The sequence below is a fragment of the Nocardioides faecalis genome (assembly GCF_018388425.1).
Lineage (GTDB): Bacteria > Actinomycetota > Actinomycetes > Propionibacteriales > Nocardioidaceae > Nocardioides > Nocardioides faecalis.
Genome location: NZ_CP074406.1, coordinates 2,740,392 through 2,762,754, shown reverse-complemented (window position 1 = coordinate 2,762,754; position 22,363 = coordinate 2,740,392). Strand labels below are relative to the sequence as shown.

General features: G+C 71.7%; 19 protein-coding genes. 12 read left to right on the top strand and 7 right to left on the bottom strand.

Annotated elements, in window-relative coordinates:
• The first annotated feature begins 74 nt into the window (after positions 1-74).
• Positions 75-443, top strand: coding sequence for a hypothetical protein (locus tag KG111_RS12875; RefSeq protein WP_205292032.1), 369 nt, complete (start codon positions 75-77; stop codon positions 441-443).
• Between the two features lie 14 nt (positions 444-457).
• Complete coding sequence (locus tag KG111_RS12870) at positions 458-820, top strand: DUF5130 family protein (RefSeq protein ID WP_205292031.1); 363 nt, start codon at positions 458-460, stop codon at positions 818-820.
• A gap of 135 nt (positions 821-955) precedes the next feature.
• Here the strand turns inward: KG111_RS12870 and pepN are convergent, their stop codons facing one another.
• Positions 956-3,550 carry an aminopeptidase N gene (gene pepN / locus KG111_RS12865; protein ID WP_205292030.1) on the bottom strand — a complete coding sequence of 865 codons (2,595 nt, stop codon included), beginning with the start codon at positions 3,548-3,550 and terminating at the stop codon, positions 956-958.
• Positions 3,551-3,748: 198 nt separating this feature from the next.
• Between pepN and KG111_RS12860 the strand changes: the two genes are divergently transcribed.
• The 5 genes from KG111_RS12860 (at position 3,749) to KG111_RS12840 (ending at position 10,693) form a co-directional block, all read left to right on the top strand.
• The gene (locus KG111_RS12860; protein ID WP_205292029.1) at positions 3,749-5,380 is read left to right on the top strand and encodes a CHAP domain-containing protein; all 1,632 of its coding nucleotides are present in this window, start codon (positions 3,749-3,751) and stop codon (positions 5,378-5,380) included.
• Positions 5,381-5,430: 50 nt separating this feature from the next.
• Complete coding sequence (locus KG111_RS12855) at positions 5,431-6,090, top strand: mycothiol-dependent nitroreductase Rv2466c family protein (protein WP_205292028.1); 660 nt, start codon at positions 5,431-5,433, stop codon at positions 6,088-6,090.
• 67 nt (positions 6,091-6,157) lie between these two features.
• The gene (gene metG / locus KG111_RS12850) at positions 6,158-7,957 is read left to right on the top strand and encodes a methionine--tRNA ligase (protein ID WP_205292027.1); all 1,800 of its coding nucleotides are present in this window, start codon (positions 6,158-6,160) and stop codon (positions 7,955-7,957) included.
• 98 nt (positions 7,958-8,055) lie between these two features.
• Positions 8,056-9,633 (top strand): hypothetical protein, encoded by a 1,578-nt coding sequence (locus tag KG111_RS12845; RefSeq protein WP_205292026.1) that lies wholly within the window; start codon positions 8,056-8,058, stop codon positions 9,631-9,633.
• A gap of 7 nt (positions 9,634-9,640) precedes the next feature.
• Positions 9,641-10,693 carry a hypothetical protein gene (locus KG111_RS12840; protein WP_205292025.1) on the top strand — a complete coding sequence of 351 codons (1,053 nt, stop codon included), beginning with the start codon at positions 9,641-9,643 and terminating at the stop codon, positions 10,691-10,693.
• Positions 10,694-10,818: 125 nt separating this feature from the next.
• On the opposite strand, the gene KG111_RS12835 is transcribed toward KG111_RS12840, so the two are convergent.
• Complete coding sequence (locus tag KG111_RS12835; protein WP_205292024.1) at positions 10,819-11,583, bottom strand: VOC family protein; 765 nt, start codon at positions 11,581-11,583, stop codon at positions 10,819-10,821.
• Positions 11,584-11,734: 151 nt separating this feature from the next.
• On the opposite strand from KG111_RS12835, the gene KG111_RS12830 reads away from it, so the two are divergent.
• Entirely contained in the window at positions 11,735-12,631 is an 897-nt protein-coding gene (locus KG111_RS12830; RefSeq protein ID WP_205292023.1) for an alpha/beta hydrolase, read from the top strand.
• 18 nt (positions 12,632-12,649) lie between these two features.
• Here the strand turns inward: KG111_RS12830 and KG111_RS12825 are convergent, their stop codons facing one another.
• A complete protein-coding gene (locus tag KG111_RS12825; RefSeq protein ID WP_205292022.1) occupies positions 12,650-13,858 on the bottom strand; it encodes a glycoside hydrolase family 43 protein in 1,209 nt (402 codons plus the stop codon).
• A 134-nt stretch (positions 13,859-13,992) separates the two neighbouring features.
• Here KG111_RS12825 and folC point away from each other — a divergent pair, with 134 nt between their 5' ends.
• The 3 genes from folC to secA are packed head-to-tail and all read left to right on the top strand — an operon-like array spanning position 13,993 to position 18,674.
• Positions 13,993-15,345: a bifunctional tetrahydrofolate synthase/dihydrofolate synthase gene (gene folC, locus KG111_RS12820; protein WP_205292021.1), complete on the top strand. Its 1,353-nt coding sequence runs from the start codon at positions 13,993-13,995 to the stop codon at positions 15,343-15,345.
• Positions 15,342-15,767, top strand: coding sequence for a DUF4233 domain-containing protein (locus KG111_RS12815; RefSeq protein ID WP_249666126.1), 426 nt, complete (start codon positions 15,342-15,344; stop codon positions 15,765-15,767). The genes folC and KG111_RS12815 overlap by 4 nt, the downstream gene beginning before the upstream one ends.
• Before the next feature lie 30 nt (positions 15,768-15,797).
• Positions 15,798-18,674: a preprotein translocase subunit SecA gene (gene secA, locus KG111_RS12810; RefSeq protein WP_205292020.1), complete on the top strand. Its 2,877-nt coding sequence runs from the start codon at positions 15,798-15,800 to the stop codon at positions 18,672-18,674.
• A 198-nt stretch (positions 18,675-18,872) separates the two neighbouring features.
• On the opposite strand, the gene KG111_RS12805 is transcribed toward secA, so the two are convergent.
• Positions 18,873-19,382 carry an Rv3235 family protein gene (locus KG111_RS12805; RefSeq protein ID WP_205292019.1) on the bottom strand — a complete coding sequence of 170 codons (510 nt, stop codon included), beginning with the start codon at positions 19,380-19,382 and terminating at the stop codon, positions 18,873-18,875.
• Positions 19,383-19,412: 30 nt separating this feature from the next.
• Positions 19,413-20,093 carry a LysM peptidoglycan-binding domain-containing protein gene (locus tag KG111_RS12800; RefSeq protein WP_205292018.1) on the bottom strand — a complete coding sequence of 227 codons (681 nt, stop codon included), beginning with the start codon at positions 20,091-20,093 and terminating at the stop codon, positions 19,413-19,415.
• A 139-nt stretch (positions 20,094-20,232) separates the two neighbouring features.
• Between KG111_RS12800 and KG111_RS12795 the strand changes: the two genes are divergently transcribed.
• A complete protein-coding gene (locus KG111_RS12795; protein ID WP_205292017.1) occupies positions 20,233-20,769 on the top strand; it encodes a hypothetical protein in 537 nt (178 codons plus the stop codon).
• Between the two features lie 36 nt (positions 20,770-20,805).
• On the opposite strand, the gene KG111_RS12790 is transcribed toward KG111_RS12795, so the two are convergent.
• Positions 20,806-21,147: a sec-independent translocase gene (locus KG111_RS12790; protein ID WP_205292016.1), complete on the bottom strand. Its 342-nt coding sequence runs from the start codon at positions 21,145-21,147 to the stop codon at positions 20,806-20,808.
• A 40-nt stretch (positions 21,148-21,187) separates the two neighbouring features.
• Entirely contained in the window at positions 21,188-22,333 is a 1,146-nt protein-coding gene (locus KG111_RS12785) for an Mrp/NBP35 family ATP-binding protein (protein ID WP_205292118.1), read from the bottom strand.
• Positions 22,334-22,363: the final 30 nt, after the last annotated feature.

The window sequence follows — 22,363 nt, the reverse complement described above, 5'->3', positions numbered from 1 at the left end:
GGACCGGGACACCGGTCGGACGCCAGCCGGACACCTGGCGGCGGGCCTCACACCGGAGCCGATATCCTCGTCCCGTGACCAGCACTGTCGTACGACGTCTCCTCGCCGTCTGCTCCCTGCTCGGGGTGAGCGCCCTGCTCGTCCTGACCTCGGCCGGTTCCGCCTCGGCGGACACCCCCGAGCCGCGCCCGGGCAGCTGGGAGCCCAAGCCCGAGATCGACCTGCTCCAGGCGCTGCTGCTCTTCGGCGGCATCCCGCTGCTGGTCTTCGTGGTCATCACGCTTCTCTACGTCGGCCCGGCGCTGGCCCGCGGCGAGAACCTCAGCCCCAACGCGCTGCAGGCCGAGAACGAGTGGCTCGGTGGCCCGCGGAAGTCGGCCGGCGAGCTGGCCGCCCCCGACTCGGAGGACTCCAAGGCCGGCGGCGCCGGCGGCAGCTGGTAGTCGACACCATGGCCATGAGCACCCCGTCCTCGCTCACCGAGGCACAGCGCGCCGCGCTCGACGTCGCCATCCGGAAGGCCGAGCAGGCCTGCCGGGCCGAGATCTCGGTCTACGTCGGGGCGACGACGGGGGACGCGCGGGCCTACGCCACGAGCCTGCACAACACCCTGGTGCTGCCCAGCCGGAGCGTGCTGGTCATGGTCGACCCCTTCCAGCGCGTGGTGCAGATCGTCACCGGAGGTCACGTCCGCGAACGGCTGACCGACGAGGAGTCGGCGCAGGCCGTCGCCGTGATGACGGAGCACTTCGAGCGCGGTGACCTGGGCGGTGGCCTGCAGCAGGGCATCGAGCTGCTGGGCGAGCTCGCCCAGAGCTGAGCAACACAGAGCTGAGCAACCCAGAGCTGAGCAACACAGAGCTGAGCAAGCAACACAGAGCTGAGCAAGCAACGAGAACGGCCCGGTGCGCATCGCGCACCGGGCCGTTCGTCGTCTGGGGGCCGACGAGCCCCGTCAGCCCCGCTGGGCGTCGCGCGCCTGGGCCGCGAGTGCCCGGGCGACGTCGGCGCGTCCCTCCCGGACGTAGCGGACGGCGCCGGGGTTGACGGACTCGGCGTGCTCGGCGAGCCACGCGTCCACGGCCTGCAGCGTGGACTCGGTGGCCAGCACGCGCGGGAAGATGAACTCCAGCGCGACCGACGCCTTGTGCGAACCGAGCCGCTCCCAGGTGCCGGCGACCTCGGCGAGGTAGGTCTCGACGTACGGCGCGAGAACCTCCTCCTGGCCGGGCTGCATGAACGCCAGCACGACGCTGCGCTGGGTCTCGTTCGGCACGCTGGGGTCGAGCATGGCCTGCTGCCAGGCGCGCTCCTTGGCCGCCGCGGTCGGGATCGCGGCCCGCGCGGCGGCCGCCTTCTCCCGACCGGCGTTGGTGTCGTCGGTGGCCAGCTCGGCGTCGATCCGGGCGTCGTCGGCGCGGCCGAGGCGGGCCAGCTGGGTCAGCAGCGTCCAGCGCAGGTCCTGGTCCACGGCGAGCCCGTCGAAGGAGACGGTGCCGGCGAGCAGGCCCTCGAGCTCCTCGGCCGCCGCGTCGCTACGGGCGGCTGCGGCGTAGCTGCGGGCGAAGGTGAGCTGGTGGTCGGTGCCCGGCTCCGCCGCGACGAGCAGCTCGCGCAGGCCCTGCTCCCAGCGCTGCGCGAGCGCCGCCCGGCCGGCCGGGTCGCTGTAGGAGGTGACCGCCTGGGCGGCGTACGTCGGGATGCGGCTCACGCCCCAGGCGTCGGTCTCGCTGCCGATGTTGCGCAGCACGAGCTCGACGAAGTCGGTGGCGGGCATCTCGGCGTCGCGGGTCATGTCCCACGCGGCGCTCCACACCAGCGCGCGGGCCAGGGAGTCCTCGAGGTCGGCCAGCCGGGCGATTGCGGTGGCCTGGGACCGCTCGTCGAGCCGGATCTTGGCGAAGGCCAGGTCGGAGTCGTTGAGCAGCAGCAGCTCGGGCTGCTTCTTGCCCACCAGCTCGGCGACCTCGGTCCGCTCACCGGTGACGTCGACCTCGACGTAGTCGGTGCGCCGCAGCCGGCCGTCGTCGCTGCTCTCGTAGAACCCGATGCCGACCCGGTGCCGGCGCAGGGTGGGGTGCTCGGCGGGCGCGGTCTGACGCACCGCGAAGGACCGGTAGCGACCCTCGTCGTCGACCTCGAGCTCGGGGGTGAGCGTGTTGGTGCCGGCGGTCTGCAGCCACTCGGCGGCCCAGCTGTCCAGCTCGCGGCCCGACGCCTTCTCCAGGGCGGCGAGGAGGTCGGAGAACTCGGTGTTGCCGAAGGCGTGGTCGGTGAAGTACTGGCGCAGCCCGGCGAGGAAGGGCTCGAGGCCGACCCAGGCCACCAGCTGCTTGAGCACCGCCGCGCCCTTGGCGTAGGTGATCATGTCGAAGTTGACCTCGACCGCGTGCAGGTCGAAGTTGTCCGCGGCGATCGGGTGCGTGGAGGGCAGCGAGTCGGCGCGGTAGCCGGTCTGCTTGCGGGCGTTGGTGAACCCGGTCCACGCGTCGTCGTACGACGTGGCCAGCGCCTCGGCGTGGTAGCAGGCCCACTCGGCGAACGACTCGTTGAGCCACAGGTCGTCCCACCACTTCATGGTGACCAGGTCGCCGAACCACATGTGCGCCATCTCGTGCAGGATCACCGAGGCGCGGAACTCGTAGAACGAGCGCGGCTGGCGGGAGCGGGGGAGGTACTCGTCGCGCAGGGTCACGCAGCCGGCGTTCTCCATCGCGCCCATGTTGTACTCCGGCACGTAGAGCTGGTCGTACTTGCCGAAGGGGTAGGGGTAGCCGAAGGCGTCCTCGAAGAACGCGAAACCCTGCTTGGTGAGGGTGACGATCTCCTCGCGGTCGCGGTCCAGGTACTCCTTGAGCGACTGGCGGCAGTAGTGGCCCAGCGGGATGGTGCCGTGCTCGCCCTCGTAGACGTCCTGGACCTCGTAGTAGTCACCGGCCACGATCGCGGTGATGTAGGTCGACATCGGCTTCGTCGGGGCGAAGGCCCACAGCGCCACGTCCTGGCCCTGCGCGTTCGTCGCGCCGGTCGCGGTGGGCTCGGGGGTGGGGGAGTTGGAGACGACCTTCCAGTGCGCGGGGGCGGTCACGTTGAACGTGAACGGCGCCTTGAGGTCGGGCTGCTCGAAGGTGGTGAAGACGCGGCGGGCGTCGGGCACCTCGAACTGGGAGTACAGGTAGGTGTTGCCGTCGACCGGGTCGGTGAAGTGGTGCAGGCCCTCCCCGGAGTTGGAGTAGGCGCAGTCCGCCTTCACGACGAGGACGTTCTCGGCCTGCAGGTCGCGCAGCGCGATCCGGCTGTCCGCGTAGACCTCGGCCGGGTCCAGTGCGACGCCGTTCAGCGTCACCTCCCGGATGGTCGCGTCCACCAGGTCGGCGAAGGTCTCGGCGCCGGGCGTGCGGCACGTGAAGGTCAGCGTGGTGGTGGACCCGAACGTCTCGACGCCGGGGGTGGTGGCGTCGCTGAGGTCCAGGTCGATGACGTACGACGTGACGTCGAGAAGGGCGGCTCGGGTGGCCGCCTCGTCGCGAGTGAGGTTGGTTCCGGGCATGTCGGCATCCTCCCACCCGCCGTCCGGACGGCCTCGGGCGGTGCGGTTCGCCCGCCCGGCCGCCATGTGAGCGACATCACGGAAAGTGGTGAATGACAAACGTGTAATTCGACTTTGTCAACGCGACACGCCCGGGATGGTTGAGATTTTCGGGGTTTTTGTTGCGCTGTGGTGTGCGTGTGACCCATGGTGTTCGGCATGCACTCCCGGGGATCCACCGTGCGCTGGGCGACGTTCGTCGCGGTCAGCGTCCTGATGTCGACACTTCTCGTCCTCGCGCCCGGACCCCGTGCGCTGGGACCGGTGGTGCCTGCAGCGGGCACGACGTACCTGTGCAGCGGCTACGCCGCGTGCCAGAAGGCCGGCTACTCGCACGCCGGCTATGCCAGCGTGAACGACAAGATGTACTGGCGGATGTACGCCGGTCACAACTGCACCAACTACGTCGCCTACCGCATGATCAAGGCCGGCGTGTCCAGCACCCGGCCCTGGACGGGTGGCGGCAACGCCAGTGAGTGGGGCAAGCACATGTCCCACATCACCGACAACGTCCCGAACGTGGGCGCGGTGGCGTGGTGGGGTCGTTACTCCAACGGGTCCGGCTCCGCCGGGCACGTCGCCTACGTCGAGCGCGTGGTCTCCGCGAACGAGATCGTGATCTCCGAGGACAGCTGGGGCGGCACCTTCCACTGGCGCAAGATCACCAAGTCCAGCGGTCGCTGGCCGACCGGGTTCATCCACTTCGTCGACAAGAAGATCGTCGGCACGGCGCGCCCGGTCGTCACCGGCGCGGCGACGGTCGGCGCGACCCTGCGCACCACCGCGGGCACCTGGTCGAACGGCCCGACGGCCTACGCCTACCAGTGGTACGCCGACGGCGTGGCCGTGCCCGGCGCCACCGCGGCGACGTTCACCGTCGCGCCCGCGCAGCTCGACAAGAAGCTCACCGTGCGCGTGACCGCGGCGAAGAGCGGCGCGACCAGCGGCGTGCAGGACTCCCTGCCGACCGCCGCCGTGGCCAAGGGGCTGCAGAAGATGACCGTCGCTCCGGTGGTCAGCGGCGCGGCGCTGCTGGAGGAGACGATCACCGCCACGGGCGGCACGGTCGTCCCGGTCCCGGGCACCACCGTGTGGCGCTGGTTCGCCGACGGTGTGCGGATCTCCGGCAACGACACCTCCAGGCTGCCGCTGACCCAGCAGCTGGTCGGCAAGACGATCACCTTGCAGGTCGTCACCAAGACCGACGGCTACCGCCACCTCGCCATGCCGGTGATCACCATCGGCAAGGTGCTGGCCGGGGTGATCGAGGTGCCCACGCCGCCCGAGGTCGTCGGCGAGCCCAGGGTCGGCCGTGTGCTCATCGTCAAGCCCGCCGCGGTCACCCCGACCGACGCGTCGGTGGTCTACCGCTGGGTCCGCGACGGCGTGCCGATCGCCGGTGCCACCGGGACCCGCTACCAGCTGACCCCGGCGGACGCCGGAGCCAAGGTCGGCGTCGAGGTCACCGCCACCCGGCCGCAGTACATGCCCTACACCGCCACCGTGGCGGCCCGGGCCAAGGTGCTCGCCCCGGCCAGCATCCGGCTGGTCACCAAGGACAAGGGGCGCAAGGCCGCGCTGCGGGTCAAGGTGAGCGCCCCCGGCGTCAGCACGGTCACCGGCAAGGTTCGGTTCAAGGTGGCCGGGAAGCAGCACACGGTGCGGCTGGTCAACGGCATCGGGCGGGTCACCGTCAAGCTGCCCCGCGGCACCCGCAAGGTCCGGGTGGACTACCTGGGCTCGAGCAACGTCGCCACGAAGGTCGCCCGCGGCACCGTCCGCGTCCGGTAGCGGGAATGCGGTAGCGGGAATGCGGTGGCGGGTGTGCAGGTTCATCCGCCATGACCGAGACCACATCGCCCGACCGCACCCTCGACCGCACACTCGACCGGGCCGACTTCTGGTTCGACCCGCTCTGCCCGTTCGCCTGGATCACCTCGCGGTGGGTCCTGGAGGTCGAGAAGGTCCGCGACATCGAGGTCGTCTGGCACGTGATGTCGCTGGCCTACCTCAACAAGGACCGCGACCTGCCTGAGGAGTACCGGGCGATGATGGCGCCGGCGTGGGGCCCCGTGCGGGTGCTCCTCGCCGCCCAGCAGCGGTACGGCGCGAAGGTGCTCCTCCCGCTCTACGACGCCTTCGGCCAGCGGATCCACCTCGAGGGCCGCAAGCTGCACGAGGAGCCGGACGGCGCCCGCGGGCTCATCGCCGAGGTGCTCGCGGAGGTCGGCCTGGAGCCGGACCTGATCGAGGCGGCCGGCGACAGCTCCTACGACGAGGCGGTCGCGGCCTCGCACCACGAGGGCATGGACGCGGTCGGTGACGACGTGGGCACGCCCACCATCCACATCAACGGCTCCGCGTTCTTCGGGCCCGTGCTGTCCAAGATCCCGCGCGGGGAGGACGCCGGGCGGCTCTGGGACGGCTGTGTCGCCGTCGCCGCGTTCCCCTACTTCTACGAGCTCAAGCGCAGCCGGAGCGGCGAGCTCGATTTCTCCTGAGGCGCGGGGGCGGCGCCGGCCGCACACCGGGTCCGGGCGGGCAGCCGCCCGGACCTAGGATTCAGCCATGACCCACGTCCTCTCCGCAGTCGCCTGGCCCTACGCCAACGGACCGCGCCACATCGGCCACGTGGCCGGTTTCGGCGTGCCCTCCGACGTGTTCAGCCGGTACCAGCGGATGGCGGGCAACGACGTGCTCATGGTGTCCGGCTCCGACGAGCACGGCACCCCGATCCTGATCGCCGCCGACGAAGCCGGGGTGAGTCCCCAGGAGCTCGCCGACAAGAACCACCGGCTCATCGTGGAGGACCTCGTCGGCCTCGGCATCAGCTACGACCTCTACACCCGCACCACCACCGGCAACCACCACGCGGTGGTCCAAGAGCTCTTCCTCGGCGTCTACGAGAACGGCTACTTCGTCGAGCAGACGACGTACGGCGCGATCTCGCCCTCGACCGGGCGCACCCTGCCCGACCGCTACATCGAGGGCACCTGCCCGATCTGCGGCGCCGAGGGCGCCCGCGGCGACCAGTGCGACGCCTGCGGCAACCAGCTCGACCCGCACGACCTGATCGACCCGCGCTCGAAGATCAACGGCGAGAAGCCCGAATTCATCGAGACCCAGCACTTCTTCCTCGACCTGCCGGCGCTGGCCGAGGCGCTGACGGAGTGGCTCGACGAGCGGGAGGCCTCCGGCACCTGGCGGCCCAACGTGATCCGCTTCTCCAAGAACATCCTCGGCGAGATCCGCCCCCGCGCGATGACCCGCGACATCGACTGGGGCATCGCGGTGCCGTTGGAGGGGTGGCGGGAGAACCCGACCAAGAAGCTCTACGTCTGGTTCGACGCCGTGATCGGCTACCTCTCGGCCTCCATCGAGTGGGCCCGGCGCACCGGCGACCCGGACGCCTGGCGCGCCTGGTGGAACGACCCGGAGGCGCTGTCGTACTACTTCATGGGCAAGGACAACATCACCTTCCACTCCCAGATCTGGCCGGCCGAGCTGCTCGCCTACGACGGTCGCGGCGCCAAGGGCGGCTCGCCGCGCGAGTACGGCGCGCTCAACCTGCCCACCGAGGTGGTCTCCTCGGAGTTCCTCACCATGGAGGGACGCAAGTTCTCCTCCTCGAAGAAGGTCGTCATCTACGTGCGTGACCTGCTCGCGCGCTACCAGCCGGACGCGTTCCGCTACTTCGTCGCCGCGGCGGGCCCGGAGAACCAGGACTCCGACTTCACCTGGGCGGAGTTCGTGCGTCGTACCAACGACGAGCTCGTCGCCGGCTGGGGCAACCTGGTCAACCGGACCGCCAACCTGATCGCGAAGAACTTCGGCGAGATCCCGCCGGCCGGTGAGCTCACCGACGCCGACCGTGCCGTCCTCGACGTCACCGCCACCGCCTTCGACGTCGTGGGCGACCTGATCAGCCGGCACCGGCAGAAGCAGGCGATCGGCGAGGCGATGCGTGCGGTCGGCGAGGTCAACAAGTACGTCTCCGACCTCGAGCCGTGGAAGCTGGCCAAGGACCCGGCCGACCGGGACCGCCTCGGCACCATCCTGCACGTCATGGCGCAGTGCGTGGCCGACCTCAACCTGGTGCTCAGCCCGTTCCTGCCGTTCTCGGCCAACGAGGTCGACAAGGCACTCGGTGGCGAGGGCCGGATCGCGCCCATGCCGCACGTCGAGGAGGCCGCCGACCTCGACCTCGAAGGACGCAGCTACCCGATCATCACGGGCGACTACACCGGGTTCCCGACCTGGCAGCGCCACCGTGTCGAGGTCGGGCGTGCCGTCGCCAAGCCGACGCCGGTCTTCACCAAGCTCGACACCGCGATCGTCGACGAGGAGCTCGCCCGCCTCGGCGTCTGAGACCTCCGACGCCTCAGGTGCGTGCTCGGTGGTTTCGAGACCGGGGTCCTGAGGAAACGTCCTATCCGTCGGAATCCCCTCGCGACCAGGACGAGACCATGAGCGAGTACAGCACCGGGACCCTCAAGACCCTCGTGGGCAAGATCAAGCAGGCCGCGATCGACGCCTTCATGTGCGAAGAGACGTGGGGCGGCAGCGACGGGGTCGGCATCTCGGGCTGGACCATCCAGGGCGACCTCTACTTCTACGTCCACCCGACCTCGGGCAGCTTCGGCCCGATCACGGAGGAGGTGACCCGTCCAGGCGCGGACGGTGAGGGCGGCGGGAGGTGGAAGATGCGCGTCCCGATGGCGCCCGACCCCGACGAGGAGGACAGGTACGTCGACGACTTCGACTCGATCCGGCGACGCATCGACGAGGTCTTCGAGCCCTGGTTCACCAGGGAGATTCCTGACCCGGACGCCTTCGATGCGCCGATCGGCCACCTGCAGGCTGCGATCGCCGACCTCACGCTCAACAGCGACGGCGAGGAGTTCAGCGCCGGAGACATCCGGGCACTGATCCGCACCCAGCTGCACCGGATCAACGGCGGGGACTACACCGGCTGGTCCGGCAAGACCGTGCGCGCCTTCGAGAACAGCTACGGCGAGGTGAGGTGCGCGACCGTCACCCAGAACCAGCGTGCCCTGCTCACTCGGCTGGCCCAGGCGCTGTGCGCCGAGCAGCAGATCTGGTTCGAGGCACGCCCGGCGATCATGACGATCGCCGACGGTGCGCTCGCGGCGTTCAACGCGGTGGCGAAGGACGGCGACACCGAGAGCGCGGCGCTCGCGTGGAAGATCGTCAGCGGTGTGACCGGCATCATCGCCGACGCCGTGCCGGGCGGGAAGGTGATCTCCAAGACCATCTCCGCCGCGGCCGTGGCGATGGACGTCGCCAAGCTGTTCGGCACCCCGGAGCCGCCGTCGGAGCAGAAGCCCGGACCGATCTCGGGTGGCAGCTTCGAGGCAGTGATGTCCAGCCTCGAGGAGGCCGAGCGGGCGCTCGGCCTCGACATCTACGAGGCGGAGTACTACGTCTGGGAGACGCTGAAGAAGGCCACGGACCTTGCCAGCCGCGACGACAGGATCGACGACTTCCACATCCACCGCGGCCGCGGCATCCGTGAGCGTGACGACCAGACCGGGACCGACTGGTCCGAGCCCAACTCGCTGGCGTTCAACGCCGACCTGTTCGAGGAGATCGGTCGCTACACGCTGCCGAGCCTCGGCGCGATCCTGGTCGGCAGTGCCGACGAGGCCGCGCTGAGCAAGGCCTCGGTGTGGGAACGGGACTACCGCGTCGGTTGGGGCACCCGCGGAGCCCAGTCGGGGTACGAGTCCAGCCTGGACTGGGCGGTGCAGCTGATGAGGAGCAGCGGTCGCGACCTCGTGGAGGCCGGCGAGCACTGCATGATCGCGGCCGGCTACATCCGCACCGCCGACGAGGAGACCGACCGTGCGTTCCGAGCGCAGTACGACAAGCTCGACGTCGGCGTCACCGACTACGCCGGCGACACGGCCCTCCCCGCGCCGGACCCGGACGAGGGCACGCTGGCCGGCCCGGGCGCTCCGGGCGACCCCTACCACGTCCCACCCCGCCCCGGCGGCCCGCGCGGCCGGCCCATCCCGTACTGAACGCCGGATGAGTCGCCCTCACGCCGTGGCGCCGACCCACCGCCGACTCCTCGTCGGGGTGGTCGTGCTGGCGTTGCTCGCTGTTGCCGCGGTCGTCCTCGTCTGGTCGCGCTCGTCGTCGTACGACGGCGCGTCGCGTGCGGCGCAGCGCTACGTCGACCTCGTGGCGTCGGGGAAGGGGCCGGACCTCTCCCGGCTCGCCGCGATGACGGCCGGAGGCGGCTCCCCGGAGCGGGACGACGCCGCCGACCTGTTGGCGGGTGCGGAGCAGCGGATAAAGGTGCTCGACCTCGCCGGGCCGAAGCGCGCCGGGCGAGCGGTGGACCTGCCGGGTGACCTCGACCTGGAGGACCTCGTCGAGGTCGAGGTCCGCTACCGCCTGGCGGGGTCCGAGCACACGTGGCCGCTGGTGCTCGGTCGGCAGGACGGTGAGTGGCGCGTCGCGGTCCCGATGCTCGGTTCGGTGGCGTGGGACGAACCGGCGCTGCAGGGTCTCGACAGCGAGATCCGTCTCGGTGCCGTCGTGCTGGACCGCCGCCCCCGCAGTGGCGCGGGGGAGCAGGTCGTCGCCGGAGGCCAGGGGGCGGTCGGCGAGGTGCAGCCCCTCTACCCGGCGGTCTACGCGTTCGACAAGCGGATCGGAGCGTGGTTCGCCTCCGCTCGCACCCGGGTCAGCGTCCTGCCGGGCGAGCCGTCCGCGCAGCCTGCCGTCACGCTGGAGGCCACCGGCGCCACGTTGGAGGCGCTCGCCGATGACCTGACGGACCGCGCCGAGGCGTGTGACGGACAGGAGGCGTTCGCCCGGTGCCCGTTCTTCGACCTCGTGGCGACGCCCCGGGCCGGGGGCGGCGACCCCTACGCGTCCGGGTGGTGGCAGGGGCTCGTGGGCGAGCCCGAGATCACGGTCGAGGGGACCACGGCGCGCTTCTCGGGAGCGTTCCGCTACGAAGCGCGCTCCGGGTCGCGGACGATGCGTTTCACCGGCGAGGCCGATGTCGCCCTGTCCAGCCTGGAGGCCGGGCCCACGCTGGGGGCGCCGGAGGTCGAGCGCGCGGGCTGAGCCACGCCCCGCGGGGCCGGCTCAGTCGCCGTCGCCGTCCCCGACGGGCTCGGGCAGGCTGGTGAAGTCGCGCGGGGGCATGCCTCGAGCATCACCCCGGCGCACCAGGGGCGTCAACGACTGCGTCAGCCGGCGGGCGGCACCATGATCTTGACCCGCTGCCCGGTCGGGTCGGCGACCTCGGCCAGCAGGCCGAAGGGGGTGTCGTCCGGACCCTGGGTCACGCTGCCACCGAGCTCGGCGACGCGTGTGAGGGTGGCGTCCATGTCGTCGACCTTGATGTAGCTCGCCCAGCCGGGCGCGAAGTCCTCGCCCCACCCGGAGGCGTCCATCAGGCCGGCCTTCGCGGTCTCGGGGACGTCGCTGGTGGCGTAGCGGAACTCGTCGGTGTCCCCGGTCAGGTGCGGCGTCCAGTCGAAGACGTCGCGCAGGAAGTCGTGGGTGGCGGTGAAGTCGCGGCTGTAGGCCTCGAACCAGATCGGGTCGCCGGGGCGCTCCTGGCTGTCCAGGCCTGCGAACGGGCCGGCCTGCCAGCCGCCGTGCTCCATTCCCGAGGCGTCGGCCACCACGACCATGGTGCCCAGGTCGGGCAGCGCCATGGGCGCCACGACGACGGACCCGCCGGCCTTCTCGGCCTTCGTCGCCAGCGCCTCGGCGTCGCGGGTGGCCAGGTAGACGGTCCAGCCCGGCGCTCCGGTCATCCCCGGCACCTCGGGCATCAGCCCGCCCAGGGGCCGGCCCTCGAGCTGGAACTGGGAGTAGCCGCCGAGCTCGGGGACCGGCTCGGTGGTGGTCCAGCCGAACAGGCCGGAGTAGAACGCGACCGTGCGGTCACGGTCGGGCGTGACGAGCTCCAGCCAACAGGGATGGCCGGGGGTGGTGTGCTCCATGACGACTCCTGAAACGAGGGGGTGGGGGAGGCGGGCGCGCCGGACGACACGTCCGCCGAACCACGCTCACAGTGAGGACCGACAGCGGCCGGTGAACTCATCGCCACCCGTCGTACCCCCGTGGCGCCCGCGGCGGTCCTAGGCTGCGCACATGGCACTGCACCCCCAGGCCCGCAAGGCGATCGAGCAGTACGCGGCGGCGGACTCGCTGCCGGTCAGCGACCCCCGCTTCGACATCGCGGCCGAGCGCGCCGCCGACCGGGCGGCGGCGCTGGCCGAGGACAGGCTCCCGCTGGCGCACGTGCGCGACGTCGATGCCGGCGGGGTGCCCGCCCGGCTCTACCTGCCCGAGACGTACGACGCCGTGGTGGTGCACGCGCACGGCGGCGGCTTCGTGCTCAACGACGTCGAGGTGCACGACGCGGCGGTGCGCCGGTTCGCCGACCTCGCCGGCGTGGCGGTCCTCAGCGTCGACTACCGCCGCCCGCCCGAGCACCGGTTCCCGGCGGCACCCGACGACGTGGTCGCCGCCCTGGACTGGGTGGGCACGCAGCCGGAGCTGGCGGACCTGCCGTGCTTCGCCCACGGCGACAGCGCGGGCGGCAACCTGGCGCTGGTCGCCGCCCTGCGTCGACCGGGCGCCCTCGCCGGGCTGGTGCTGATCTACCCGTTCCTCGACCCGTCGGCCTCCTTCGACTCCTACCGCAGCGCCGCCGACGGGTTCGACCCGGCCGACGCTGCCTGGTACTGGGACCAGTACGCGTCCACCCGCGCCGACCTCGAGCACCCCGACCTGGCCCCGCTGCGCTCCACGCAGCTGCACACGCTGCCCCCGACGCTGGTGCTCACCGCCGAGCACGACCCGCTGCGCGACGAGGGCGAGCACCTCGTCCACCTGCTCGCCGAGGCCGGTGTCGAGGTGGTCGGCACCCGCTACCTCGGCCAGATCCACGGCTTCTGGCGCCACACCGGCACCTACGACGCCGCCGAGCCGTCGATGTGGCAGGTCGCCGGCTGGCTCCGGATGCAGGTGCGCCGCCGCCCCTGAGCCGGGGCGCGCCCGGGCTCAGCCGGGGTCGACGACCTCGAGGGTGCCGTCCTCGCGCTGCCAGAACCCGGCGACGTGCAGCTGGCGCTGGTTCCCCACGCGGTCCCAGGCGTGGTAGAGCATCCGCAACGACTTGCGGTGCACGAACGCGGTCCCGCCGCCGGGCCCGAGCCGACCGATGGCGGCCGTGGAGAGCAGCGGGTCGCCGTTGTTCTGTCGCACGCACGGCCCGGTGGGCCCGGCGCAGATCGCGTAGCCGGTGGCGTAGCGCTCGTCCTCCCAGCTGTTGGCGGAGTAGAAGAGGTAGGTGACGCCGCGGAACTCGATCATGCTCGGGTTCTCGATGGTGTCGCCCTCCCACGGCTCGCTCAACGTGAGCAGCTCCCGGGTCTGGGAGCCCTTGGCGAACCCGGTGCCCTCAGGGCTCAGCTGGCGGACGAAGATCCCGGCCGGGCGCCGGTTCACCACACCGGAGAACTTCCACAACAACCACGGCACGCCGGTCGGGTCGATGTAGATGTCGGGATCGATGACGCCGAGCTGCGCCTGGCCGTAGCAGATCCGCTCGCCGACGGCCCGGAACGGGCCGGCGGGGGAGGGACCGCGGGACAGGCCGATGCAGTTGTGCCGCTCGCCGCCGTCGGTGCCGGCCGGGGCGGAGTAGGCGGCCGTCCAGCCGTCGCCCACCTTCGCCACGCCGGGTGCCCACAGGCTCTGCCCGCCGCGGCGCGAGACCACCCACGCGGCCGGCTGCAGCGGGTCGAGGACCCCTCCCGCGGCGTCGGTGAGCGGGGTCCAGGTGCGCAGGTCGGTGGAGGTCAGCGTGGGCAGGCGCAGGTGAGAGGTGTTGGTGGCGTAGGCGTACCAGCGGCCGCCGTGGCGCACCAGGTCGGGATCGGCGAAGTAGCCCCGGTAGGGCTGCCCGGCCTGCCACCGGGTCCCGCCCGGTGCCTGTCGGATCGGGGTGGGGCGGCGCTGGGCGGGCAGCTCCTGGGCGAGCCGCTCGGCCTGCTGGGCGAGGTCCTGCATCTCGCCGACGGGCACGGAGGGCGGCAGCTCGCTGGGCAGCGTCGTCGGCTCGGGGATCAACGGGGCGCCGCTGATCGTGTCGGTGGTCTGCTGGCTCGGCGAACCGGGCGGCTGCTGGCCGCCGGCGGTGCACGCCGGGAGCACCACGAGGAACACCAGCAGTGCGGCCGGCCAGCGCAGCCCACGTCGACGCCCCATCGTCCTCACCCCTCGCGCGCACCCTACGTCGCCGCCGCGCCCGCCGCCGCACCCCTGCCGTACCGCCTGCCGCACTCGTCGTGCGGGTGCCGAAGGGGCACGGGGGGCGCCGACTCCGTAGACTGGCTCCCGAGATGAACGAGCCTGCCGCGCGTCCCGCCCAGACCTTCGCCGAGGCCGAGGACGCGTTGCTGTCCCGGTGGCCCGAGACCCGGCTCGAGCCGTCGCTGGACCGGATCCTCGCCTTCACCGAGCTGCTCGGAGACCCGCAGCGCGCCTACCGCTCGATCCACCTCACCGGCACGAACGGCAAGACCTCCACCGCACGGATGATCGACGCGCTGCTGCGTGCCCTCGACCTGCGCACGGGCCGGTTCACCAGCCCGCACGTGGAGAAGATGAGCGAGCGGATCAGCATCGACGGCGAGCCGCTGGACGACGAGGCCTTCGTGCGTGCGTTCAACGACGTGGCGCCGTACACCCACCTCGTCGACGCGACCCAGCCGCACCCGCTCAGCTTCTTCGAGACCGTCGTCGCGATGGCCTACGCCGCATTCGCCGACGCCCCGGTCGACGCCGCGGTGGTCGAGGTCGGCATGGGCGGGGCCTGGGACGCCACCAACGTGATCGACGCCGACGTCGCGGTGATCACCCCGATCGCGCTGGACCACGCGCAGTACCTGGGCGACACGCCGGCGGCCATCGCGCGGGAGAAGGCCGGGATCATCAAGCCGGGCGCGGTCGCGATCGTCGCCCAGCAGAGCGCCGACGTCGCCGCGGTCCTGCTGGAGCGTGCCACCGAGGTCGGCGCCACCCTCGCCCGCGAGGGCCTCGAGTTCGGTGTCGCCGGTCGCGCCCCGGCCGTGGGCGGCCAGATGATCGCGCTGCAGGGCCTGCGCGCACGCTACGACGAGATCTTCCTGCCGCTCTACGGCGCCCACCAGGCACAGAACGCCGCGATGGCGCTGGCGGCCGTCGAGTCGTTCGTCGGCGGCGAGGAGCCGCTCGACGCGGAGCTCGTCCGGGCCGCGTTCGCCGAGATGACCAGCCCCGGCCGGCTGGAGATCGTGCGCCGCAGCCCCACGATCGTGCTCGACGCCGCACACAACCCGCACGGGGCCGAGGCCGCCGCGGCGGCCCTGGAGGACTCCTTCCAGTTCGACCCCCTCATCGGCGTGGTCGGCGTGATGGGGGACAAGGACGCCGAGGGCCTGCTGGCCGCTTTCGAGCCCCACCTGGCCCACGTCGTGTGCACCCAGAACTCCACCGATCGCGCGATGCCGGCCGAGACGCTGGCCGAGGTCGCGCGCGAGATCTACGGCGAGGACCGGGTCTCGGTGGTGCCGCGCCTGGCAGAGGCGATCGACGAGGCCGCCGCCCTCGCCGAGGCCGGCAGCGGCGACGCGCTGAGCTCCGGCGCCGTGCTGGTCACCGGCTCGGTGGTCACCGTCGGAGAGGCCCGAGTACTGCTGGGAGGACGCAAGTGAGCGCACCGGACCCCACCGCGACCGGCGCGGAGACCGCGACCGACCCGCTGCGCAAGGAGCGGCAGAAGTCGCCGCGCCGCTCGATGTGCGCGGCGGTGCTCACGCTCGAGGCGATCACGCTCGCCCTGACCGCCCCGGTGATGATCACCCTCGGCGACATCCGGCCCGCGGTGGCGCTCTCGGTGGCCCTGGGCCTGGCGGCCGCGTGCGTCCTCGTCGCCGGCATGCTGCGCCGCGAGTGGGCCTACTACCTGGGCCACGCCGTGCAGGTCGCGGCGCTGCTGCTCGGCTTCGTGGTGGGGGCCATGTGGTTCCTGGGCGGGGTGTTCGCCCTGCTGTGGGCGACGTCGTACGGGTTGGGACGCAAGATCGAGCGCGAGCGGGCCGAAGCCTTCGCCGCGTTCGACCGCGGCGAATCCTGACGGCTGGTCGGCGCTGGGTAGAGTGGCGCCGTGCCAGTGATCATCGACAAGCTCCTCCGTATCGGAGAGGGCAAGATCCTCCGCCAGCTCGAAGGCATCGCGAAGGCCGTCAACGCCATCGAGGACGACTTCAAGGCGATGTCCGACGACGAGCTGCGGGGCATGACGGACGAGTTCCGCAAGCGGCTCGCGGACGGGGAGACGACCGACGACCTGCTCGAGGAAGCCTTCGCCACGGTGCGCGAGGCGGCGCGCCGGGTCATCGGGCAGCGGCACTTCGACGTCCAGGTCATGGGCGGCGCGGCACTGCACATGGGCAACATCGCCGAGATGAAGACCGGTGAGGGCAAGACCCTCGTCTCGACCCTGCCGGCCTACCTCAACGCCCTCGAGGGCAAGGGCGTCCACATCGTCACGGTCAACGACTACCTGGCCAAGTTCCAGTCCGAGATGATGGGCCGGGTCCACCACTTCCTGGGCCTGAGCGTCGGCGTGATCCTGCCCAGCATGAGCCCCGCCCAGCGGCGCGAGGCCTACAACTGCGACATCACCTACGCGACGAACAACGAGCTGGGCTTCGACTACCTGCGCGACAACATGGCCTCCTCGCTGGAGGAGTGCGTGCAGCGAGGGCACCACTACGCCATCGTCGACGAGGTCGACTCGATCCTCATCGATGAGGCGCGGACCCCGCTGATCATCAGCGGCCCGACCCAGGACGAGGTGAAGTGGTACGGCGAGTTCGCCAAGATCGCCACCAAGCTCACCCGCGACGTCGACTACGAGGTCGACGAGAAGAAGCGCACCATCTCCGTCCTCGAGGCCGGCATCACCAAGGTCGAGGACCACCTCGGCATCGAGAACCTCTACGAGTCCGCCAACACCCCGCTGATCTCGTTCCTGCACAACGCGATCAAGGCCAAGGAGCTCTTCCGCAACGACAAGGAGTACGTCGTCATGGAGGGCGAGGTGCTCATCGTCGACGAGCACACCGGCCGCATGCTGGCGGGGCGTCGCTACAACGACGGGTTGCACCAGGCCATCGAGGCCAAGGAGGGCGTCAAGGTCCGCGAGGAGTACCAGACGCTCGCGACCGTCACGCTGCAGAACTACTTCCGGCTCTACAACAAGCTCTCGGGCATGACCGGCACGGCCATGACCGAGGCCAGCGAGTTCGACAAGATCTACAAGCTCGGCGTGGTGCCGATCCCCACCAACAAGCCGATGCTGCGCAAGGACCAGCCCGACCTCGTGTACCGCACCGAGGAGGCCAAGTACGACGCCGTGGTCGACGACATCGTCGAGCGGCACGAGAAGGGCCAGCCGGTGCTGGTCGGCACCGTGTCGGTGGAGAAGTCGGAGTACCTGTCCAACGCGCTGCGCAAGCGGGGCGTGCCGCACTCGGTGCTCAACGCGAAGGTCCACGCCGAGGAGGCGAAGATCGTCGCCATGGCCGGTCACCGGGGCGCGGTCACCGTCGCCACGAACATGGCCGGTCGAGGCACCGACATCATGCTCGGTGGCTCGTACGAGTTCCTCGCCGACGCCGAGCTGCGCAAGCAGGGACTCGAGCCCTCCGGCGAGACCGCCGCGGAGTACGAGGCCGCCTGGCCGGACATGGTCGAGCGCTTCAAGGAGCAGGTCGCCAAGGAGCACGACGCGGTCAAGGAGCTCGGCGGCCTCTACGTGATCGGCACCGAGCGGCACGAGTCGCGCCGCATCGACAACCAGCTCCGCGGCCGTTCCGGACGTCAGGGCGACCCCGGCGAGAGCCGGTTCTACCTGTCGCTGCAGGACGAGCTGATGCGGCTGTTCAAGTCGGACTGGGTCGACCGGGTCCTGCTGATGCTGAAGATCCCGGACGACGTCCCGATCGAGAACAAGCGGGTCACCAACGCGATCGCCAACGCCCAGGGCCAGGTCGAGTCGCAGAACTTCGAGTCCCGCAAGAACGTCCTCAAGTACGACGACGTCATGGACCGCCAGCGCAAGGTCATCTACGGCGAGCGCCGCCAGGTCCTCGAGGGCGTCGACCTCGAGGAGCAGATCCGCGGCTTCATCGACGACGTCGTCACCGGCTTCGTCAACGGTGCGCTCGACGAGTTCGCCGAGGAGTGGGACCTCGAGCAGCTGTGGACCGACCTCAAGCAGTTCTGGCCGGTGTCGCTGTCGTGGAAGGACCTCGTCGAGGAGGCCGGCTCGCAGGCCGCGCTGGAGAAGCCCGACCTGGTCGAGCGGCTCCGCAAGGACGCCCACGCCGCCTACGACCGCCGCGAGGAGGAGGTCGGCGAGGAGGTCGCCCGCGAGCTCGAGCGCCGCGTCCTGCTCTCCGTGCTGGACCGCAAGTGGCGCGAGCACCTCTACGAGATGGACTACCTGCGCGAGGGCATCTACCTGCGCGCCTACTCCCAGCGCGACCCGCTCGTGGAGTACCAGCGCGAGGGCTACGACATGTTCGCCGCGATGATGGACGGCATCAAGGAGGAGACCGTCGGGTTCCTCTTCAACCTCGAGGTCGAGGTCGAGGAGGAGGAGGACGAGGACGAGGTCCACTACCACGCCGACGGCTCCGCGCACCGCGGTCCGATGCACCCCGGCGCCTTCGCCGAGCCGCCGGTCACCGTCGGTGCGCAGGGTCCCGCTGTCGGGGACATCGCCGCCGAGCTGAAGTCCACCCCCAAGGTGAGCGCCAAGGGCCTGGAGGTCTCCAAGCCCCAGCAGCTCGCCTACGCCGGTCCGGACGAGTCCGGCGAGCAGGAGGTCCGCACCGCGGTGGCCGGCGGTGGCGACGACTACGCCGGCACCACCCGCAACGCGCTGTGCCCCTGTGGCTCGGGCAAGAAGTACAAGCGCTGCCACGGCGCACCGGGCGGTCCCACCGGGATGACCACCCGCGTCAACGGCTGACGCCGCGACGCACGTACGACGAGGGCGGGACCCGCACGGGTCCCGCCCTCGTCGCGTCCGTGCCGCGGCGCACGTACGACGAGGGCGGGACCCGCACGGGTCCCGCCCTCGTCGCGTCCCGTGCTCAGGCGTCCCGTGCTCAGGCGTCCCGTGCTCAGGCGTCCCGTGCTCAGGCGTCCCGTGCTCAGGCGAGCGGGCTCAGGAGAAGTCCAGCGCGGTGCACACCCAGCGCTGCCCGGTGCGCTCGAACCGGGCAGCCACCGCCCGGGACCGCTCGCCGTGGCGCACGTGCACCCCGCACTCGACGACCACGTCGGTGACGAAGCAGGCGTGCACGCTCATCACCCGGGGCCGCACCGCCTGCACCCGGGCCAGGCCCGGCTGGTGGCCGCCGGCACGCGCCACCAGCTGTGCGCGCAGCCGCAGGTCCGCGTAGACGTCCTCGGAGGTCCAGCGCAACAGCTGGGCCGCCGGTCGGTCGCCACCCACGATCTCGACCGCTGCCTGCACGAACCGGTGCGTCCACTCCTGGATGCTCTGGCGCAGCCTGCGGTCGATGGGCACCACGTTGCTGCCCGGACGCGGGCCGGGAGGTGGCGAGGGCGGCGGCGCCTGACGGGGGAGGAGGGCCAGGGCGAGGGTGCCCTGGGTGGCGGTGACCGGCACCGGCAACCGGACGCCGACGAGCTCGGTGGTGCTGACGGACATGGTTCCTCCTGGTGGGTGGTGGTGCGGGCGTCAGGGGCGGGGATGGGGCAGTCGGAGCCGCTGGCCGGGGTGGACGAGGTCGGGGTCTGCGCCGAGGACCGCACGGTTCTCGTGCTGCAGGCGCCGCCAGTACGACGCCACCTCGACCAGCCGCGCCTCGGGGCCGACGGTCCGCTCGGCGATGGTCCACAGCGAGTCACCGGCGCGGACGCGGACCGTGCCCGGTGCCTCACCCGGCGTCTCGTTCGGCGTCTCGTCCGGTGCGGTGTGCGGTGCGGTGTCCGGTGCGGCCGCCGGGCCCGTGGCCCGGTCGGGCAACGGAAGGCCGGCGAGCACGGCACCGGGCAACGGGGCCGACGGCGAGTCGTGCGCGCCCGCCGGGGCCGTCGTACCGGCGAGGGCGGCGACGCCGCAGGCGGTGAGGATCGCCGTGCGCAGCGGGCCGCAGCGCCCTGGGGCGCGGGCCCGACCGGCGCCGCGGAGCAGCACCTCGCGGACCACCACGTCCGTGGTGAGGCCCCACAGCGCGGCGGCGGCGAGGAGCGAGGCGGCCGCGCACGCCTGCACCAGCAGGGTGGCGAAGTCGGGGCCGGGAGCGGTGAGCAGCTGTCGCGCGGGCTCCGCGGCCACCGCGCCGAGCGCCGCGGCGCCGCCGGTCACGAGCGACCAGACCACGACTGCGCGTGCCCGGCGCTCCGCTGCTCCGCTCATCCCGAGACCCTTGCGTTTGCTTGCGTTTGATTCAGAATGCGCCTGTTGGAAAACCGGGTCAACCGTTCTTCCACAGATGGGTCGCGACCAGCCGTGACCTGGTGGGTCCGGTCGGGGTGGCACGTGCGAGGCTGGCCCCATGGGCTGGGAGGACGACCTGTTCGCGCTGTTCGACGACCTCGAGGATCAGGCCTCTGCGCTTCACGCCGCGGAGCGGTCCGCCGAGCTGGCCGACCGCAGCCGCGCCGAGTACCAGCAGGTCACCCTCGCCAGTCGCCTGATGGCGACCGTCGGCTCGTCCGCCACCCTGGGTGTGGCCGGCGTCGGCCGCCTCACCGGCCTGGTGGAGCGCGTGACGCAGTCCTGGCTGCTGCTCGGCTCCGGGGAGCGCGACTGGGTGGTCAACCTGGACGCGGTCGGCACCGTGGAGGGTGCCTCCGTGCGGGCGGTGCCCGAGGTGGCGTGGTCACCGCTGACCCGGCTGGGCCTCGGCTCGGCGCTGCGCCGGATCGCGGAGGCCGGTGAGCCGTGCGTGCTGCACCTGCGCGACGGCAGCAGCCACACGGGTTCGCTGCGCCGCGTGGGCGGCGACTTCTGCGAGCTGGTCGAGGGCGAGGAGCGCCGTACCGTGCTCGTGGCGTTCTCCGCGCTGGCCGCCGCCCAGTCCCGCACCTGATCAGCCCCGCAGCTGATCGGCCCGCTCAGGAGGCGGTCAGGTCGCCTCGGTGTCGTACGGCGGCAGCTCGCCCGGCGCCAGGGGCACCTGGGCCGCCGCGGCGGGGGAGACGGCGTCCTCGAGCTCGTCGAGCTCGGCCATCGCCTCGGCGATGTGCTTGCGCACGATCTGGCGCGGATCCAGGTCGGTCAGCTCGAGGTCGGCGTACTCCGGGCCGAGCTCGGCGCGCAGCTCGTCGCGGGCGCTGGTGGCGAAGCCGCGCAGCTGGCGGACGAACCGACCGACCTGCTTGGCCAGGTCGGGCAGCTTGTCGGGCCCGAAGACCAGGACGGCCAGGAACGCGATGACCACCAGCTCGCCGAAGCCGATCCCGAACATGCGCCGTCGCCCGTCTGAGGTGTCCTGGTCGCCTACGCGCTCAGAACTTGTTGCTGGGCGTCAGCCCCAGCTGCATGCCCGCCAGTCCACGGCCGCGGCCGTCGAGGCGGTCGGCGACCGCCTGCAGCACCTTCGCGGCGGGAGCAGTGGGGTCCGACTCCACGATCGGCTTGCCGTCGTCGCCGCCCTCGCGCAGGGAGACGTCCAGGGGGACCTGGCCCAGCAGCGGCACGTCGTAGCCGAAACGCGCGGAGAGGGTCTGCGCGACGCGCTCACCGCCGCCGGAGCCGAAGATCTCCAGGCGGTGGTCCTTGCCCTCGGGCGTGCAGTGCGGGCAGGGCAGGTAGCTCATGTTCTCGATCACGCCGACGACGCGCTGGTGCATCATCGAGGCCATCGTGCCGGCGCGCTCGGCGACCTCGGCCGCGGCCTCCTGCGGCGTGGTGACGACGACGACCTCCGCGCCGGGCAGGTGCTGGCCCAGCGAGATCGCCACGTCACCGGTGCCCGGCGGAAGGTCGAGCAGGAGCACGTCCAGGTCGCCCCAGTACACGTCGGCCAGCATCTGCACCAGGGCGCGGTCCAGCATCGGTCCGCGCCAGGCGACGACCTGGTCGCGGCGCGGCTTGAGCATGCCGATGGAGATCACCGAGACGCCCGAGGCGGTCGGGACCGGCATGATCAGGTCCTCGACCTGGGTCGGCCGGGAGTCGGCGACGCCGAGCATCGCCGGCACGGAGTGGCCGTAGATGTCGGCGTCCACGACGCCCACCTTGCGGCCGGCCTTGGCCAGTGCGAGCGCCAGGTTGACCGTCACCGAGGACTTGCCCACGCCGCCCTTGCCGGAGGCGATGGCGAAGACCTTGGTCAGGGAACCGGGCTGGGCGAAGGTGATCTCCCGCGGCGCGGTGCCGTCGCGCAGGGTCGCGTGCAGGCCGGAGCGCTGCTCGGCGGTCATCACGCCGAGGTCGACCTGGACCCCGGTGACGCCGTCCAGGGCGCTCACCGCCGCGGTGACGTCGCGGGTGATCGTGTCCTTGAGCGGGCAGCCCGCCACGGTGAGCAGCGCCTTGACGGTGACGAAGGAGCCACCGTCGCCGGGCACGATCTCGACGGCGTCGACCATGCCGAGCTCGGTGATCGGCCGCTTGATCTCGGGGTCGTTGACGCGGCTGAGTGCCGTCATGACCTGCTCGACGGTCGGGGACTGCGGTGC